This window comes from Streptomyces sp. GESEQ-4 (assembly GCF_017948455.1).
Classification (GTDB): Bacteria; Actinomycetota; Actinomycetes; order Streptomycetales; family Streptomycetaceae; genus Streptomyces.
Genome location: NZ_JAFFSU010000005.1, coordinates 1 through 18,023, shown reverse-complemented (window position 1 = coordinate 18,023; position 18,023 = coordinate 1). Strand labels below are relative to the sequence as shown.

Sequence of the window (18,023 nt, the reverse complement as noted above, 5' to 3'; positions counted from 1 at the left end):
AGCCCAACGCCGATGGGCGCCGCCGGGGGGATCGTCAGCCGTGACGTACACAGTCGAACCGGATGTCGTGGCCGACCCCGCCGTCGAACCCCTCCCCGCCGCCATCGACCCCTTGTGGGCGCGACTTCGGGCGGTCGAGGAGCGGGTGCGGCATGCGGTGGGGGTGCGGCGGGCCGGGGATCCGGATCCTGACGATCCGTACCGGGGGCAGTACCTGACGCCCGAGGCGGCGGCGCGGATCCTGGACGAGCCGGGTGGTCTCGCCGTACCCGGGGAGGAGCCCTGGCAGCCGCCGGCCGGTTCCGTACTCGACGCACTGGCGCGGCGGTTCGGCCTGTCCTCCCTCGATCTGGACCTGCTCCTGGTCGCGGTGGCGCCGGATCTGGACGCGCGGTTCGAGCGGCTCTACGGCTATCTCAACGACGACCTGACACGCCGCCGGCCCACGGTCGGGCTCGCCCTGGAGCTGTGCGGGCTCACCGGCGCGGGGCCCGACCGGTTCCGTCTCGCCTCCGGAGCGCCGCTGATCGAGGGCGGTCTGGTGGAGGTCACCGAGGCTGAACGGCCGCCGCTGTCCCGGGTGTTGGTGGTCCCCGACCGGGTCACCGCGCATCTGCTGGGCAGCGCGCAGCCGGACGCCCGGCTCGCCGGGGTGCTGGCCGAGGCACGGGAGGACCCGACCGCCGAGGAGGCGGAGGTCCACCTGACGGCCGCCGCGGCGATGACCGGCGTCGGTCTCGTCCATCTGCGCAGCCGCGGCGGCGACGCCGAGGGACTCGCCGCCGCCGCCCTGCACGCGGCCGGACTGCGCCCGCTCGCCCTGGACGCGGTGGCACTCGCCCGGCGCCCGGCCGACGTGCCGGAGCTGGCCCGGGCGACCGCCCGCGAAGCCCGCCTGACCGGCGCCGGCGTCGTCCTGGGCCCGCTGGAATCACTGCCCGCCGAACCCGCCGAACGGGCCCGCACCCTCTGGACGTTGTGCGCCGCCCTGCGCGGCATCCCCCTGTTCACCCACGGCACCGACGGCTGGTCCCCGGAATGGGCATCCGACACCCCCGTCACCCTGACCGTCCCAGCCCCCTCCCCCGAACGCCAGGCCGTCCGCTGGCGCCACGCCCTGGAACGGGCGGCGGGCGAGGGCTCGGCGGTGCCCGGCGGCGTCGAGGGGTTCCCCCGGACCGCCGGTGCCGATCCCACGACCGGCCGCCCGACGCGGGGCGCCGGCGACGGATCCGCGCCGGACGACGCCGACGCATTCGCCACAGCCGCCGGGAATGGCGCCACGGCCAGTGAGGCCGACTCGCTGGCCCAAGCCGCCGGTGACGCCGAGGAGCTCGCGTCGGCTGTTGCCGCGCATCGGCTGGATGCCGGGCAGTTGCGGCGGGCCGCTGATGTGGCGGTGCGTACGGCGGCTCTGGCGGGGCGTGCGGTGCGGCCCGACGATGTGCGGGCTGCCGTACGCGCTCAGAACGGGGCGGGGTTGGACCGGCTGGCGCGGCGGGTGGAGCCGGGGGTCGGGTGGGACGATCTGGTGCTTCCGCCCACCACCCATCGGCGGCTGCGGGAGCTCGCGCTGCGGGCCCGCCACCGTGAGCAGGTGCTCGGGCAGTGGGGGATGCGGCCCGGTGGTGGCCGGGGACGCGGTGTGATCGCGCTGTTCGCGGGCGAGTCCGGCACCGGCAAGACCATGTCCGCGGAGGTCGTTGCCGCGGATCTGGGCATGGATCTGTATGTGGTGGACCTGTCCACAGTTGTGGACAAGTACATCGGCGAGACCGAGAAGAACCTGGAGCGGATCTTCACCGAGGCGTCCGCGGTCAACGCGGTGCTGCTCTTCGACGAGGCCGACGCGATCTTCGGCAAGCGCTCGGAGGTGAAGGACGCCCACGACCGGCACGCCAACATCGAATCGGCGTACCTGCTCCAGCGTATGGAGTCGTTCGACGGCATCGCGGTGCTCACCACCAACCTGCGGGCCAACCTGGACGAGGCGTTCACCCGCCGCCTGGACGTCGTCGCGGACTTCCCCGTGCCCGACGCCGGTCACCGCCTCGCCCTGTGGGACCGGTGCCTGGGCGACCGGCTGCCCCGCGCCGACGACCTGGACCTCGCCTTCTGCGCGGACCGCTTCGAACTCGCCGGCGGCTCCATCCGCGCCTGCGCGGTCACCGCCGCCTACCTCGCCGCGGAATCCGGCGGTCCGCTCACCATGCGGCAGGTGGTGACGGCGGTCGCGCAGGAGTACCGCAAGCTCGGACGGCTGGTCCTGGAGGGCGAGTTCGGGCCGTACATGGCGGACGCCGTGGGTGCCTGACGACGGCACCGCACGTCGTCGCGTCACATCTCCATGAGCTCGGCTGCGTGCGCCCCCCGCCGCGCCGCGGCGGGCGTCGCCCCCAGGTCGGTGGCCGCCGCCCAGATCTGCTGGCTCTCCGCGTTGGGGACCGTCGCCAGGTTGGCCTTGCGGGCCTCGTCCATGATCGTCTTGAACATGCCCCACAGCTCTCCGGGGTTGTTGGCCCGCCTGGTCAGCCAGCGCATCTCGAGGGGCGCGCCCTTCTGGCCACCGATGTGCGGCACGATCGCGGCATTGGGCTCGTCCGCCTTCGGCAGTGCCTTGCCGGGCGCGATCACCGGGAAGGTCTCTTCGCCGTTGAGCAGGCTGTGCAGCATGCCAGCGGTGTTCTGGACGCCGGTCTGCCCGTGGCCGTACGCCGGCCCGGCCGGGTTCGGCGTGTTGTCCGGGTACTTGTCCAGAAGCTTCTCCCAGTGCCCGACACCGGTCTCGGGGATCTGGCTGTGCATCCACTCGGCGAGTTCGCCGATCACCTCCGGCGCGATGTCCTTCGCGCGCAGCGTGTCGGTGGTGGCCTGATTCCGGATGGTCCCGAGATTGGCCAGCTTGAGCAGGAACGGCACGGCGTTCTTCGTGGAGGCGGTGGGCCCGCGTACGCCGGCCTCGATCATCGCCGAGCCGATGGCGTAGGACAGACCGAGCGCGAGGGTGCCGGTCAAGGCTTCCTGCTCGCCGGCCCCCAGGTCGGGCACGAGCTTCGGCACGACGTCGGATCGCAGCCGCTGCACCGAGCGGTTGACGGCGGCGGCGGCGTCGCGCCAGCCGTCGGCGATGTGCTCCTTGCCGGGTGCCCGCCGGGAGTCGTGGCTGACGTCGTTGGCCTGGAAGTTGTAGAGCGACGGCATCCCGGACGGCAGCACGCCGAGGGTGGCCTGGAGGTACATCTCCGCCTTGATGTCGGACTGGAAGGCCTTGATGGCCGTCTGCACCTTGGGGTGGTCGAACAGGTCCGGGCCCAGCCACGCTCTCAGGGCGGCCAGCGGGGTGCCGGTCCCGGCCATGGGCGAACGCGGCACGGGGAAGAGGTTGTGCACCGGGTCCTGCCGGAAGATCGCGTCGACGTGCTGGTCGATGCTTTCGGCGACCTTCTTGACCGCGGCGTCGGACCCCGGCGCCATCTCGTCGAACGGTGCGGTGACGTACTCGAGGTTGCTCATCGCAGAGGCGAGGTTCCCGGTCACGACGGGGTTCCCGTCGGACCCAGTCAGCCCGGCGAGCACCATGTGCAGGACGCTGACCCGGCGGGAGAGCGAGTTGTGGTCGGTGAGGATGGTCAGGTTCTCTTCGCTCATCACGGTGGCCGCGTAGGGGAATCCGCCGTGGAAGAACGCGCCGAGCTCCGGGGCGGGCTGCCGCCCGTCGACCGGGTTCAGCCCCGTCGTGGCGTGCGCACCGAAGCTCGGCACGCTCAGCTCCACCTCGAAGCCCACCAGACGCTGTACGGCGTCCGGTTCGGCCGAGCGGTGCACCTCGCCGTGCCCGTGGTCGTGCCCGTCCGACTCGTGGTGCCCGTGGTCATGCCCGTCGACGGCGCGGGCCACCGGCACGGGCCCGCTCATGACCTTGTGGGCGTTGGACTCGGCGGCCTTTTCGAACGAGTCCGACGGGTGGGAGAGCTTCAGGCCGTTGCCGTGGTCCGTGCCCGACACCGGGCCCTGGCGCTGCTGGACGACGTGCGTCAACTCGTGGGCCAGGGTGTGCTTGTCGGTGCCGCCGGGGCCGAGCACGACATGGCTGCCGGAGGTGTAGGCGCGGGCGCCGATGGCGCGGGCCGAGCGGCCGGCGGCGGCACCGGTGTGCAGGCGTACGTCGGAGAAGTCGGTGCCGAAGCGGGACTCCATCTCCTGGCGGACCGGCCCCGAGAACTGTTTGCCGCCCGAGTTCAGGACCTTGGGCACCTCGGTGTCGACGCTGTCGAACTGCTCCGGGGCGGGCGCGGGGCGGGCGCGGCGGGCGATCATGCCGGTGACCGCCGCGTTGCCCGCGCTGCCCTGCGCCGCCCGCAGCACGCCGGCGGTGAGCGGGGGCGGGACGGCGGCGCCGGCCGGGGGTGTCTCGCGCCGGGCGGCGGGCGTGCCCCGCGCCGGCCGCTCGGCGTCGGTCCCCTCGGTGCGCCGTCCGGACCTCTGCATCTACTGCCTCCTCGTTCGGCGCACGCCTGCCGCGTCCCCCAGTGGACCGCACGCTCCGACCGGGCGTCCAGGTCCGCACGGGCAGTGTGAGGGCAAAGGCGGGGGATGTCCGGACGGTCCGTGCGGGAGGTACGGAAAGGCAGCGGGCCTGCCCCCGGCCAGGTCCCCGGGTCCCTGTCACCTGCCCCACCCGTCACCGCAGACTCGGCCTGGACACAGGTGACAAGCAAGGACGCTAAGGAGCGAACATGCCGACGTACCTCACCCCGGGCGTATACGTGGAGGAGGTGCAGTCCGGTGCTCGACCGATCGAAGGGGTCGGCACCGCCGTCGCCGCGTTCGTCGGGTTCGCCGAGCGCGGCCCCTTCCACGCGCCGACGCTGGTCACCAGCTGGGACCAGTACACCCAGGAGTTCGGTGGCTTCACCGAGGGCACCTATCTGGCCCACGCGGTCTACGGGTACTTCTCCAACGGCGGCGGCGCCGCGTACGTGGTGCGCATCGGCGGTTCCGCCGAGGACGCCTCCGCCCCGTCGGCGAACGGCGCCCGGGGCAAGCGGGACGCCAGGGCCGTGGAGCCGGTGGAGCTGGGCGGCTTCCTGGTCGCGGCCAAGCCGGGCGTGACCGGAGTGTCGGTGGAGGTCGCCGACGCGGGCGGCGAGAACCCGCCGGAGGACCGCTTCAAGCTGCTGGTCCGCAGGGGCGACGAGGTCGTGGAGACGTACGACGCCTCCACCCGCAAGAACGTCAAGGGCTACCTGGTCAACCAGGCCCGCGCCTCCAAGCTGATCGAGGTCACCGAGCAGCGCGGCGCCACCCAGACCAAGCCCGCCACGCAGACCCTGGCGGTCCCCGACGCGCCGGGCGCCCCCGCCACGAACGGCGCCGGCGAGGTGGCACGCCTGAATCCCGCCGAGTACGTCGGCGACTCCGCGGCCCGCACCGGCTTCGGCGGCCTGGAGACCATCGACGAGATCACCATGGTCGCGGTGCCGGACCTGATGAGCGCCTACCAGCGCGGCGACATCGACGCCGAGGGCGTGCGCACCGTACAGCTCGCCGTGATCTCGCACTGCGAGCAGATGGGCGACCGCGTCGCCGTCCTGGACAGCCCGCCCGGACTCTCCGCCCAGCAGGTGCGCACCTGGCGCAACGACGAGGCGGGCTACGACTCCCGCTACGCCACCCTCTACTACCCGTGGGTGCGGGTCTTCGACCCGGCCGTGGGCCGCAACACCACCGTCCCGCCGAGCGGTCACGTCGCCGGTGTGTGGGCGCGCAGCGACGGCGAGCGCGGTGTGCACAAGGCGCCCGCCAACGAGGTCATCCGCGGCGCGGTCGACCTGGAGCTCCGGCTCAGCAAGGGCGAGCAGGACCTGCTGAACCCGATCGGCGTGAACTGCGTACGGGCCTTCCCCGGCCGCGGCATCCGGATCTGGGGTGCCCGCACCCTCTCCTCCGACCCGGCCTGGCGCTACCTGAACGTGCGCCGCCTGTTCAACTACCTGGAGGAGTCCATCCTCCTGGGCACCCAGTGGGTGGTCTTCGAGCCGAACGACGACCGGCTGTGGGCGAGCATCCGCCGCAACGTCACGGCGTTCCTCCAGGAGGAATGGCGCCGGGGCGCGCTGTTCGGCCGCACCGCCGAAGAGGCGTTCTACGTGAAGTGCGACCGCGACAACAACCCGCAGGAGTCCATCGACCAGGGCCGGGTCGTCTGCGAGATCGGCGTCTCGCCGGTCAAGCCGGCCGAGTTCGTGGTCTTCCGGCTGGCCCAGTTCTCCGACAGCACCAGCCTCATCGACGAGTGACCCGCCGGGTCCTCAAGGAAAGGTGACAGACAGTCATGGCAACGGGCGATGCTCTTTCCACCCACGTCTTCGGCGTGCAGCTCGGTGGCTACCTGGTCGAGTCGATCCAGGAGATCAGCGGACTGACCGTCGAGGAGGAGGTCGTCGAGGTCAAGCAGGTCAGCGACCAGGGCAAGCAGATCATCCGCAAGCAGCCCGGCGCGCGCCAGGCCGGTGAGATCACGATCACCCGGGGACTCGACCAGAGCAGCGAGTTCACCAAGTGGATCAAGGAGACGCTGAACAACGGCGCCGTCAACACCGCGCGGCAGAACCTGACCATCGAGATCAAGGACACCGAGGGCAACACGGTCCGCCGCATCCAGCTGATGCAGGGCTGGGCCTCCAAGTGGGAGGGCCCCTCGCTGAAGGCGGGCGAGTCGTCGCCGGCCACCGAGTCCGTCACGATCACGTTCGAGGAGATCGTCGTCGAATGAGGCGCCGTACGGTGACGGCGGGCAACCTGGACGAGATCCTCCAGGCCACGGCGCCCGCCTCGGCGTCGGAGCAGGCGGCGGCCACCCCGGCCGCCGCCCCGCCGCGCCGCGAGGACCACGGGCTGCGCACCGAGTTCGAGTTCGAACTCCCGCGCGGGTACGTCGACGACGAGGGCACGGTGCACCGGCACGGCTCGATGCGCCTGGCCACCGCCCGCGACGAACTGCGGCCCCAGATCGACCTGCGGGTCAAGGAGAACCCGGCGTACCTGAGCGTGGTGCTGCTGAGCCAGGTGATCACCCGGCTCGGCAACATCACCGATGTGCACGCCGGGATCGTGGAGCGGATGTACGCCACCGACGTGGCGTTCCTCCAGGACTTCTACCGCCGCGTCAACAGCGAGGGCCACACCCGAGCGGCGGTCACCTGCCCGCACTGCGAGGGCGGCTTCGAGGTCGACCTCTCGGGTGGGCGCCTGGGGGAATCGTGACGTACGCCCTTCCCCGGCTCCGGGAGGAGATCGCGTACATCGCCTACCACTTCCACTGGCAACGCGAGCAGATCCTCGACCTGACCCACGGCGAACGCCAGCAGTGGGTGGCCGAGATCGCCCGTATCAACACCCGCATGAACGAAGGCGGTTGAGCACATGGCATGGCGGGACAGGCTGCGCCGCCGGGCCGCCGGAGCGGACGGCTCCGGCGCCGGGCAGAGCGGCCGGTCCGGCTCCGGCGATTCGTCCGGATCTGTCCCGGGTGCGCCGGGTGACGGCGGGGGCACGTCCGGTGCCGGTGCCTCCGGCTCCTCCGTGCCCGGCGACTGGGACGGCGGCTGGCGCCGCACCGCCCCGCCGCCGCTCACCGTCGCCCGTGCCCCGCTCGGCGTGAGCGACGGCCTCACCTTCCGCGCGGGCCTGGCCTCCTGGCAGAACCCGGCCTTCGACAACGGCCTCGGCCACGCCCTGCTGCCGACCGCTCCGACCGGCGTGGTCAGCGGGGTCACCCGCCCGGCCGCTCCCCAGCCCACGCGCACCGGCGGGGGGCCGCTGCTGCTGCGGGCGGTGCGGCAAGAGGGGGCGGATGCGGGGGACTTGGGCGGCGGGGGACAGGCTACGGGTTCGGGTTCGTCCGGGTCGGGTTCTTCGTCTGGTTCTTCCGGTACGACGTCCCGCTCGGCGCCCTCCGGGGCCGGGCCCGTGGTTCAGCGTTCCGCCGACAACAGCGGTGCGGGGAAGGGACGTTCGGGCGACGCTCCGCGCACCCGTGGCATCACGTCCGCGGAATCTCCCGCCGTACTCTCCTCGCCGGCTCCCGCCGTCGTGACGCCTGCCGACACCGGCCGGTCGGCCCTCGCTCGGGAGATTCCGCTGGTGCGACGGGTCGCGGTGGTCCCGGGTGCGACGGCCGGCGTGCCCGGGTCGGACTCCGGGAGCGCGTCCCGGTCGCCGGGAGGTTCGGGGGGTCGTACGACTTCCGGACCGGCTGTCCAGCGCGCGGCGACGGAGTCACGGCCGTCCCCCGTGGCCGTTCAGCCCCGCCCGGTGGGCCCCCGGCTGACCGTCGCCCGGCGCCAGGCCGGACCCGCGCGCCGCGTCCCCGCCCTGCGCCCGGCCGCGCCCGACACCCGCCCAGCCCCTGACACGTCCGCTGCTCCCTCCGCACCGGCGGCCGGGACGACGGCGCCCGTACAGCGCGCCGCCACACGCACGGGTAGCCGCGCTCCTCTTGGCGCTCCGTTGAGTGAACTGCCGTCCACAGCAACGCCGTTGGCGGAGGGTCGGTCGGCCCCGCGCCCCGCGTCAGGCACCGGATCCGCGCCCGGTCCGGCGCTTCCCGTCGTGCAGCGCCAGACGGAAGGCGGCGGTACGTCGGACGGTGGCGTGCAGGGCACGGCTCAGGAAGGCTCCGCCCCGCGCCGGACGTCCGACGCGGGACGGTCCATGGCACGCGCGCGTGGTGGCCTGGGCGCCCCGCTGCCCGCGCTGCCGCCGAGCGCAGCCGTGCCGGGTTCCACCTCGTCCGGCGCGCACGCTTCCCGCGGCCCGGACGTCCAGCGCGCTCCGTCCCGCCGGGACGGCCGCGGTTCCGCGACCGCGCCGGGGCGCGACGGTACGTCCGCCCAGACCACGCCGCCCGCGTCCGGCCCGGACGTCCAGCGTGCTCCGTCTCGCCAGGACGGCCGCGGTTCCGCAGCCGGGTCGGGGCGCGACGGTACGTCCGCCGAGGCAGCACCGCCCGCGGGCGGGGAGAGCGGAACGGACGCGCCGCTGCTGGGGTCGGTCGACGTCCAGCGCCGCGTCACGACCCCCTCCGCCACGGGGGACACCACGTCACCCGGCCACCCCACGGCCCACGGCACCGGACCCGCGACGCCCCTGGTGACGCCGTCCCAGGCCACCGCGTCGGAAGGCGCGGCAACCCCGGCAACTCCCGCAGCCCCGGCCGGGAACGCCCCACGCCCCGGCGTGCAACAGCCCTCAACTCCCGGCGCCCCCGGCCCGGTTGTGGTGGCGCGCGCCCTCGCCGAAGGCACCCCGGGCGCCGACCGGCCCGCTGCCCCGGCGGCACCCGGCGGCCAGGGCGCCGCCGGGACCGGTTCCGCATCACCCTCCGTCCAGGCGGCCCCCCGCGGCCACGGCGCCACCGGGACCCTCGGCGCAGCCGACCCGCGCGCCCTCGCCGAAGGCACTCCGGGCGCCGACCGGCCCGCTGCCCCGGCGGCATCCCGCGGCCAGGGCGCCGCCGGGACCGGTTCCGCATCACCCTCCGTCCAGGCGGCACCCAGCACCCACGGTGCCCCGGGCCCGGTTGTGGTGGCGCGCGCTCTGGCCGAGGGCGCTTCGGATGCCCGTACGCCGGGCGCCGACCGGCCCGCTGCTCCGGCGGCGCCACGCGCCGGGACCCCAGGCGCGGCCGACTCACGTTCTCTCCCCGGGGCCGGTTCCGCGGCACCTTCCGTCCAGGCGGCATCCCGAACCCACGGCGCCCCGGGCCCGGTTGTGGTGGCCCGAGCCCTGGCCGAAGGCGTTTCGGATGCCCGTACCCCGGCCGCCGACCGGCCCACTGCCCCGGCGGCACACCGCACCCCCCGCACCCTCCAACTGCTGCCCGCGCGCCCGCTCACCCTGAGCACCCGGGCCCCGGAAGGTGCGGCACAGCCCACCGCCACCCGCCCCGGCAACCGTCCCGTGGTGCCGATGCGCTGGCCGGGCGACCAGGCCGCCCCCCAGAGCCAGGGCGGCACCGGGACCCCCGCACGCCCGACGCCGGGCCCGTCCTCGGTGACCCCGGCGACGCCTCACGTGCAGCGGGCCGCGACCCCGCACCCCGCCCCGCAGAACTCGGGCGCGGGAACGACCGGTTCGTCCGCCGCGGTCCGGCACGTCCCCGTCGTACAACTTGCGCCGTCCCACCGCGAGACGCACGGGGCGCCCGCCGCTGTCCCTGCGCGGTCCCTGCCGATCACCGCCCCGCAGACGCCCCCGCTCACGGACCGCCCGGCGGCCTCGTCGGCCCCGGCATCGGCGGGGAACGTACCCGTGGTCCGGCCCCGGACCTCCCCGCCCGGCGGCGCCGCACCCCCCGTCCAGCGCGCCTACAGCGCGGACGACTCCGCACTTCCGGGGAGTATGGACAAGGCGACTCCGACGCGGCCCCGGCAGCCGGCCTCCGCAGCCGGTGATCTCGCCGAACCGGCCAAACCCCAGGCGGGGAACGGCCGTTCCGCCTCCGCCAAGCGCACGGCCCAGCGTGCGGAGACACCGCAGGACCCCGGCATGGACCTGGACGAGCTGGCGCGTCGCCTGATCGACCCGGTGGCCCGGCTGCTGCGTACCGAGCTGCGGCGTGGACGGGAACGTACAGGCCGCCCCTACGACGGACGCCGCTGAGGCACAGAACGGATGACGGACGGATGACGGACAACATCTTCGCGACGAGCGTGTTCTTCAAGCTCGTGATCGGCGGCAACGACCTCGGCGCGTTCCACACCTGCTCCGGCATGGGCGCCGAGTTCGAGATCGAGACCTATGCCGAGGGCGGCAACAACGGCTTCACGCACAACCTGCCCGGGCGGGTGACCTGGTCGAACATCACGTTCACCCGGCCGGTCACCAAGGACACGGCGAAGATCGCCCGCTGGTTCGACGAGACGCTGAAGCGGGTGGAGCCCAAGGACGGCGAGATCGTGGCGCTGAAACCGGACCTCACCCGGATCATCAGCTGGCAGGTGTTCGGGATCGTGCCGGTGCGCTGGCAGGGCCCGTCCTTCGACCCCAGCAACTCGGAGGCGGCGGTGGAGACGCTGGAGATCGCCCACGAGGGGCTGAGCCCTTCCTGAGCCGCCCTCAAGAACCGCCCGCCGCCTTAGTGATCGTCCCGGAAAGGAAGTCCCGGCATGCCCAGAACGTCCCGCACCAGTCGGGCCAGGGCTCAGCTGACCCTGAAGGAGCCCCCTGCCTCGGTCGGCGCGAAGCCCGGCGGGACGCTCGCGCGGCTCAACCTCCAGTTCAACCCCTCCACCCTGGAGCTGAGCAAGACCACCGAGTGGCGGCGCACCCCGTCCCGTATGGCGGCGGAGTCGGCGCTGCCCGAGTTCGTCGGCAGCGGCCCGCGCACGCTGAGCCTCGAGGTGTTCCTGGACGCCACCGCCAAGCACGACAACTCGGTGGAGCAGGCGGTCGAGAAGCTGATGAAGGCCTGCGTGCCGACCAAGGCCAGCCTGGGCCGCAGGAAGCCGGCCAGCCCGTGGGTGCGGTTCGAGTGGGGCACGGCGCGGACGACGTCGTTCGACGGGGTGCTCACCAGCCTGTCCGTGTCGTACACGCTGTTCGACGTGGACGGCAAGCCGCTACGGGCCACCTGCCAGCTGTCGATCGAGGAGGCGAGCGTCGGCCCGGCGGGCCAGAACCCCACGTCCGGCGCGCGCACCGCCCGCTCCACGCACACCGTCGTGGCGGGCGACAGCCTGGCGCTGCTGGCCTGGCAGGAGTACGGCGACGCGACGGCCTGGCGGGCCATCGCGGAGGCGAACGACATCGACGACCCGATGACGCTCATGCCCGGCACCGAACTCGTGGTGCCGGCACTGAGCGACGCGGGCGCTGAGGAGGAACAGTGACAGGCGGGGCACGGGACGGCAGGTCCTTCGCGGCGGATCCCATCGTGGAGGCGCCGAGTGAACTTCCGCCGGTCTGGGCCGCCCAGCTGGTGAGCTGTGTGGTCGACGAGAACGTGGGCCTGCCGGACGCGGCGGTGCTCACCTTCCGCGACCCCGACCACGAGTTCCTCAAGAAGACCGGCATCACCATCGGCACGCCGCTCAAGGTCTCCGTGATGACCGTGACCGGGCAGGCCAAGGAGCGGCTGTTCAACGGCGAGGTGACCGCGCTGGAGGTGGACCGGGACCGCACGGGCTCGTTCACGGTGGTGCGCGCCTATTCGAAGGCGCACCGGCTGCAGCGGGGCCGGAAGGTGGTGGCGTACCGGAACATGACCGCGTCGGCCATCGTCCGCAAGGTGGCCGCCGGGGCCGGGCTGGCCGTCGGCACCGTGCAGGCCGCGCCGGTCACCTATACGCAGCTCTCCCAGGCGAACGTGTCCGACTGGGACTTCCTGCAGTTCCTGGCCGCCGAGAGCGGCGCGCAGGTGAGCGTCGACGACAAGGGGCTGCTGCAGTTCACCAAGCCGAAGAAGGCGTCCGGCGCGCCCGCGCCGTCGACCTCGGCCGCCAAGAACCCGATGGTGCTGGAGTACGGCCGCAACCTGCTGGCGCTACGGGCCTCCCTGTCGGCCGCCGACGGCGCGCAGCAGGTGGAGGTGCGCGGCTGGAACGTCACCACGAAGAAGCCGCTGGTGGCCCCCGCGCCGTCGGTGAACAGTGACACGGTGGTGCCGGGCCTGAGCCCGGCGCTCGCCGCCCGGTTCGGCAAGTCGTCGAAGCTGACCGTCACCGACACCCCGTACCGGACCCAGGCCGAAGTGAAGGCGGTCGCGGACGCGGTGGCCGACCAGGTCAGTGCGGGCTTCGGGGAGTTGGAGGCGGTGGTCGAGGGCAACCCCCTCCTGCGGGCGGGCAAGCCTGTGACGCTCGGCAACGTGGGACAGTACTTCTCCGGCAAGTACACGGCGACCGCGGTGCAGCACATCCTCGAACCGGACGGCGGATACCGGACGACGGTGTGGGTCAGCGCCAGCCCCGACCGCTCCCTCACCGGCCTGGTGACCGGCGCCAACGCACCGGCCCGTGGGCCGCGCATGCCGGGCCTGGCGATCGGCGTGGTGACGGACGTCCGCGAGCCGGGCGGCGGCCTCCTCGGCGGGAACGGCGGGGTGAAGCTGAAGTTCCCCTGGCTGGACGACACGTACACCACCGACTGGGTGCGCACCGTGCAGTGGGGCGGCAAGGGCGGCGGAGGCGTCTTCAGTCCCGAGGTCAACGACGAGGTCCTGGTCGGCTTCGAACAGGGCCTGCTGGACAGCCCGTACGTCATCGGCGGGCTCTACAACGGCGTCGACAAGCCCTCGCCCCACAAGGACCCGCTGATCGACAAGACCACCGGCAAGGTCAACCGCCGCTCCATCGTGTCGCGTTCGGGGCACCGGCTGGAGCTGCTGGACGCGCGGGCGCCGGGCCAGTCCGGGCTCAGGCTCGCCTCCGCCGACGAGCGCCTCGAGATCAAGGTCGACCAGCGGAAGGGATCGATCGAGCTGACGGTGTACGCCGCCAAGGGCACCAGACCGCTCAGCTCCGTCCTGCTCGACAAGAAGGGCATCACCCTCGACGCGGGGCGGGGCAACGTGAGCGTGTCCGGCCGGAACGTGGACATCCAGGGCCGGGTCGGGGTGACGATCGGCGGCCGCAAGGTGGACGTCAACGGCACGAGCGTGAACGTCACCGGACGCACGGGGGTCACCGTCGACGGCGGTCTGCTCGGCGTCCTCAAGGCCAAGCTCATCCGGATCAACTGACTCCCGACCTTCACCTTCCCAAGGAGGACCGCATGCCACCCGCAGCCCGTACCGGTGACCCCACCAACCACGGCGGGGCGCTCGCCCTGCCGACCGGCCCCGCTGCCCAGGCGGTGCTGCGCGTGCTGATCGGCGGCAAACCCGCCGCCGTCGCCACCAGCCCCGTCGGCGGCGTGGGCAGCCTGGTCACCTGCCCGATACCACCGCACGCCGCCCTGGGCCCGGCCAACCTGATCAAGCCCGACCCGAGCGCCCTCGCCAAGGGCCAGGTCCTCATCGGCGGCCTCCCGGCCGCCCGCATGCGCGACCAGACCACCTGCGGCGCAATGATCATGATGGGCGCCCCGAACGTCCTGATCGGGGGCGTGTGATGAGCGCCGCTCCGGCCGTCCCGACCGGAGGTGTGCGATGTGCGAGCGGTCCATTCGGCGTGGCTGTCTGGTCCGGCTGCGGGGCGGGCACTGCGCGTGCGGCGGCGCGATCCTGCCCGGCGCCCCACCCGTCCCGACCGGAGGTGTGCGATGAGTGAGCGGTTCATCGGCCGGGGCTGGGCGTTCCCGTTGCGGGTCGGGGCGACCGGGGGGATCGGGATGGTCGAGCGGGAGCGGGAGATCGAGGAGGCGATCCGGCTGGTGCTCGGCACCGCGCCGGGTGAGCGCCCCATGCGCCCCGAGTTCGGCTGCGGCATCCACGACTACGTCTTCGCCCCGGGCGACGGCGCCACCGCCGGACGTATCGCGCAGCAGGTGCGCGAGGCCCTGGAGCGGTGGGAGCCGCGCATCGCCGTGGAGGACGTGATCGTCGCCTTCGACGCCGTCGAGGACGGCACCCTCTACATCGACGTGCACTACACCCTGCGCTCCACCAACGACCGGCGCAACCTGGTCTTTCCCTTCTACACGATCCCCTCCGAGGAGGGGGCCGAGGAATTGGTCGCGGACTGATGGCCCTGCCCTCCCCCAACCTGGACGACCGACGGTTCCAGCAACTCGTCGACGAGGCGAAGCGGTATGTGCAGCAGCGCACGCCGGAGTGGACCGACCACAACGTCTCCGACCCGGGCGTCACCCTCATCGAGACGTTCGCCTACATGGTGGACCAGCTGCTGTACCGGCTGAACCGTGTCCCGGACAAGAACTACACCGCGTTCCTGGACCTGTTGGGCATCAGCCTGTTCCCGCCCGCCGCCGCCTCGGCCGACGTCGACTTCTGGCTGTCGGCACCGCAGCCCGACACCGTCGCGCTGCCCGCCGGCACCGAGGTGACCACCGCCGGCGGCGAGAGCGACGAGCCCGTCGTGTTCGCGACCACGGACGAACTGCGCATCGTGCCCAGCGAGTTGACCCGCCTGGTGACCGCGCCCAGGACCGGTGAGCAGACCGACATGACCGGCACGCTCGCCGAGGGCCACGACATCCCCTGCTTCCAGGCCGCACCGGAGCCGGGCGACGCGCTGCTGTTCGGCCTGCCGACGGCGGTGCCGCGCTGCATCGTCGCGGTGCGCCTGGACAGCCGCGTGGAGGGCGTCGGCGTGGACCCGCGCCAGCCCCCGCTGGTGTGGGAGGCGTGGGACGGCAGCGGCTGGCAGCTGTGCGAGACCAGCACGGACACCACCGGCGGTCTGAACCGGCCCGGCGAGGTCATCGTGCACGTACCGGCCGGGCACACCGCGTCGGTGATCGGCGGCACCCGGGCCGGCTGGCTGCGCTGCCGCGTCACCGAGGCGGAGCCGGGCCAGCCGTTCTACTCGGAGTCCCCGACGGTGCGCGAGGCGGAGGTGTTCACCGTCGGCGGCACCATGTCCGTCGAGCACGCCGAGACCGTGATCGACGTACCCCTCGGCACCTCGGAGGGCGTCGCCGGCCAGACGTTCCGGCTCGGCCGCCCGCCGGTCCTCCTCGACGGCGAGCCCTCGGTGGTGGAGGTGTCCTCGGCCGACGGCTGGCAACGCTGGGACGTGGTCGACCACTTCGGCCGCTCAGGACCCGCCGACCGGCACGTCCGCGTGGACGCCACCAACGGCGAGTTCGCCTTCCCGCCGGTGCTGCGCGAACCGGACGGCACGCTGCGCCAGTGCGGCGCCGTACCGCCCAAGGGCGCCCACATACGCGTCGCCCGCTACCGCACCGGCGGCGGCCCCGCGGGCAACGTCGCTCGCGGCGCGATCTCCGTGCTGCTGAGTTCCGTTCCGTACATCGCCCAGGTCACCAACCGGGAGGCGGCACGCGGCGGCGTCGCGGGCGAGACGGTGGAGAACGCCAAGCTGCGGGCGCCGGAGGTGCTGCGCATGCAGGAGCGCGCGGTGACCGCCGAGGACTACGAGATCATCAGCCGCCAGGCCGCGCCCTCGGTACGCCGGGTCCGCTGTGTGCCCGCGGCGGAGGAACCGGGCGCGGTACGGGTCCTCGTCGTCCCGGACGCCGTGGCCGACGAGGGCGACGACCGCCTCCGCTTCGAGCAACTGATCCCCTCCGACCAGGTCTTGGAGGCCATCACCGCGAGCCTCGACGAACGCCGCCTCATCGGCACCCGCCTCGTCGTCGAGCCGCCGGTGTACCAGGGCGTCACCGTGGTCGCCCGGCTCGCGACGGCCGCCGCGGACACCGATCGCGTCCGTGACGCCGCCCTCGACGCCCTGTTCCGCCACCTCAACCCGCTGAGCGGCGGCCCGGACGGCACCGGCTGGCCCTTCGGCCGGCCCGTCCAGTACGGCGAGATCTTCGGCATCCTCCAACGCGCCACCGGCAACGCCCTCGTCGAGGAGATCCTCCTGTTCCCCGCCGACCCCATCACCGGCCGCCGCGGCGCCCCGGCGGACCGCATCGACGTGGCCGCGGGCGCGCTCGTCTTCTCCTACCAGCACCAGGTGGTCGTGACGGCGATGGACGGGGAGGGGCGGGGATGAGCGGGGTCGTCGTGGCGGATACCGCCGTAGCGCCGGAGGTACGGGGATGAGCCGCCGCGCCGCCGTACCCGGACTGCCGAGCCGCTTCCCCATCGGTGAGCAACTGCCCGCGCTGTACGCCGACGACGACTTCGCGCAGCGTTTCACCGCCGGCCTCGACACCGTCCTCGCCCCGGTGTTCGCGACCCTCGACAACCTCACCTCCTACCTCGACCCCCGGGTCACCCCCGTCGACTTCCTGGCCTGGCTGGCGTCGTGGGTGGGCGCCGCCGACGACCCCCAGTGGCCCGTGGAGCTGCGCCGCGAGGCGGTCGTCCGCGCGGTGGAGCTGCACCGGTGGCGCGGCACCCGACGCGGTCTGGCCGAGGCCCTGCAGCTCGCGCTCGGCGTGCACAGCGACGTGACCGGCGACGGCGGTTCCTGGTGGTCGAACTCCGCCGGCACCGAACTGCCGCCCCCGCCCGCCGCCGAGGTCCTGGTCCGGGTCTGGCCGGGCCGCGAGGCGCGGGTGGATCCGGCCAGGGTCCGCGAGATCGTCCGGGCCATGTGCCCGGTGCACACGGCATTCCGGGTGGAGGTCCTCCCCGGCCCGCCCGCCGACGAAGGGAGGTGACGCCATGCGCGCATGTCCCGCGTGCGGGGCGTCCAACGGCTCGACGGACGACTTCTGCGGCAACTGCGGCACGTACTTGGGCTGGTCGCAACCGCCCGCTACGACCCCGAGCACGCCCTCACCCTCACCGACGCCACCGGAGCCGACCGCACCCCCGGAGCCCTCGGCACCCGCGCCCGCGGCAACCCCGGAGCCTCCGGCGGACGGGCCCGAGTCCGCCGCACCTCCCCGCCCCTCGTCGTTCCGCGCCCGGATGACCGGCCGCGGCCGCGGCGAGCCGAGGAGGCAGAGCACGACGCGGCCCGCCGCCACCGGCTCCGGCGCCGCCCCGGCCCCCGCCCCTTCTGCCGACCCCGGCTCCGACGCCGACACGCCTCCCGCCGCCGACCCCGGCCGGGACGAGCCCGCCAACTCCCCAGCCCAGTCAGGGCCGGACGAGGCCCGCACCGGTTCCGCCGCCCCGGCACCTGGCTCGCCCACGAGCGGGACGACCGCTGCCCCCAGCGCCGAGCCACCGGCAGAACCGACCGACAGCCCCACCGCCGAACCGACCGGCGCCGACGAGCACCGCCGCCCCGACGACGCTCCCCCCCCCCCCCCCTCCCCCCCCCCCCCCCCCCCCACCGCCCCCCCCCCCCCCCCCCCCCCCCCCCCCCCCCCCCCCCCCCCCCCCCCCCCCCCCCCCCCCCCCCCCCCCCCCCCCCCCCCCCCGCCCGGCGGCCGCCCCCCCCCCCCCCACCCCCCCCCCCCCCCCCCCCCCG

The 18,023-nt window shown here is 73.8% G+C and carries 14 protein-coding genes; 13 read left to right on the top strand and 1 reads right to left on the bottom strand.

Annotation, left to right across the window (positions count from 1 at the left end):
- Positions 1-67: 67 nt before the first annotated feature.
- Entirely contained in the window at positions 68-2,314 is a 2,247-nt protein-coding gene (locus KCH48_RS12150; RefSeq protein WP_210573771.1) for an ATP-binding protein, read from the top strand.
- Positions 2,315-2,337: 23 nt separating this feature from the next.
- On the opposite strand, the gene KCH48_RS12145 is transcribed toward KCH48_RS12150, so the two are convergent.
- Positions 2,338-4,488, bottom strand: a complete 2,151-nt coding sequence (locus KCH48_RS12145) for a DUF4157 domain-containing protein (RefSeq protein WP_210573037.1) — start codon at positions 4,486-4,488, stop codon at positions 2,338-2,340.
- A gap of 248 nt (positions 4,489-4,736) precedes the next feature.
- On the opposite strand from KCH48_RS12145, the gene KCH48_RS12140 reads away from it, so the two are divergent.
- The 12 genes from KCH48_RS12140 (at position 4,737) to KCH48_RS12085 (ending at position 17,262) form a co-directional block, all read left to right on the top strand.
- Positions 4,737-6,299, top strand: a complete 1,563-nt coding sequence (locus tag KCH48_RS12140; RefSeq protein ID WP_210573035.1) for a phage tail sheath family protein — start codon at positions 4,737-4,739, stop codon at positions 6,297-6,299.
- 35 nt (positions 6,300-6,334) lie between these two features.
- A complete protein-coding gene (locus tag KCH48_RS12135) occupies positions 6,335-6,775 on the top strand; it encodes a phage tail protein (protein ID WP_210573033.1) in 441 nt (146 codons plus the stop codon).
- Positions 6,772-7,266, top strand: a complete 495-nt coding sequence (locus KCH48_RS12130) for a hypothetical protein (RefSeq protein WP_210573031.1) — start codon at positions 6,772-6,774, stop codon at positions 7,264-7,266. The genes KCH48_RS12135 and KCH48_RS12130 overlap by 4 nt, the downstream gene beginning before the upstream one ends.
- A complete protein-coding gene (locus KCH48_RS12125; RefSeq protein WP_210573029.1) occupies positions 7,263-7,421 on the top strand; it encodes a DUF6760 family protein in 159 nt (52 codons plus the stop codon). Before KCH48_RS12130 ends, KCH48_RS12125 begins: the two co-directional genes overlap by 4 nt.
- A 4-nt stretch (positions 7,422-7,425) precedes the next feature.
- Positions 7,426-10,665: a hypothetical protein gene (locus KCH48_RS12120; RefSeq protein WP_210573027.1), complete on the top strand. Its 3,240-nt coding sequence runs from the start codon at positions 7,426-7,428 to the stop codon at positions 10,663-10,665.
- A gap of 23 nt (positions 10,666-10,688) precedes the next feature.
- Entirely contained in the window at positions 10,689-11,114 is a 426-nt protein-coding gene (locus KCH48_RS12115) for a phage tail protein (RefSeq protein WP_210573025.1), read from the top strand.
- 57 nt (positions 11,115-11,171) lie between these two features.
- Complete coding sequence (locus KCH48_RS12110; protein WP_210573023.1) at positions 11,172-11,894, top strand: LysM peptidoglycan-binding domain-containing protein; 723 nt, start codon at positions 11,172-11,174, stop codon at positions 11,892-11,894.
- On the top strand, positions 11,891-13,744 hold the full coding sequence (locus tag KCH48_RS12105; RefSeq protein WP_210573022.1) for a VgrG-related protein: 1,854 nt from the start codon (positions 11,891-11,893) through the stop codon (positions 13,742-13,744). Before KCH48_RS12110 ends, KCH48_RS12105 begins: the two co-directional genes overlap by 4 nt.
- A gap of 32 nt (positions 13,745-13,776) precedes the next feature.
- The gene (locus KCH48_RS12100) at positions 13,777-14,115 is read left to right on the top strand and encodes a PAAR domain-containing protein (protein WP_210573020.1); all 339 of its coding nucleotides are present in this window, start codon (positions 13,777-13,779) and stop codon (positions 14,113-14,115) included.
- Positions 14,116-14,265: 150 nt separating this feature from the next.
- Positions 14,266-14,688: a GPW/gp25 family protein gene (locus tag KCH48_RS12095; protein WP_210573019.1), complete on the top strand. Its 423-nt coding sequence runs from the start codon at positions 14,266-14,268 to the stop codon at positions 14,686-14,688.
- On the top strand, positions 14,688-16,649 hold the full coding sequence (locus KCH48_RS12090) for a putative baseplate assembly protein (RefSeq protein ID WP_210573017.1): 1,962 nt from the start codon (positions 14,688-14,690) through the stop codon (positions 16,647-16,649). The genes KCH48_RS12095 and KCH48_RS12090 overlap by 1 nt, the downstream gene beginning before the upstream one ends.
- Positions 16,650-16,695: 46 nt before the next feature.
- Entirely contained in the window at positions 16,696-17,262 is a 567-nt protein-coding gene (locus tag KCH48_RS12085; protein ID WP_210573015.1) for a phage tail protein, read from the top strand.
- The last annotated feature ends 761 nt before the right edge of the window (positions 17,263-18,023 follow it).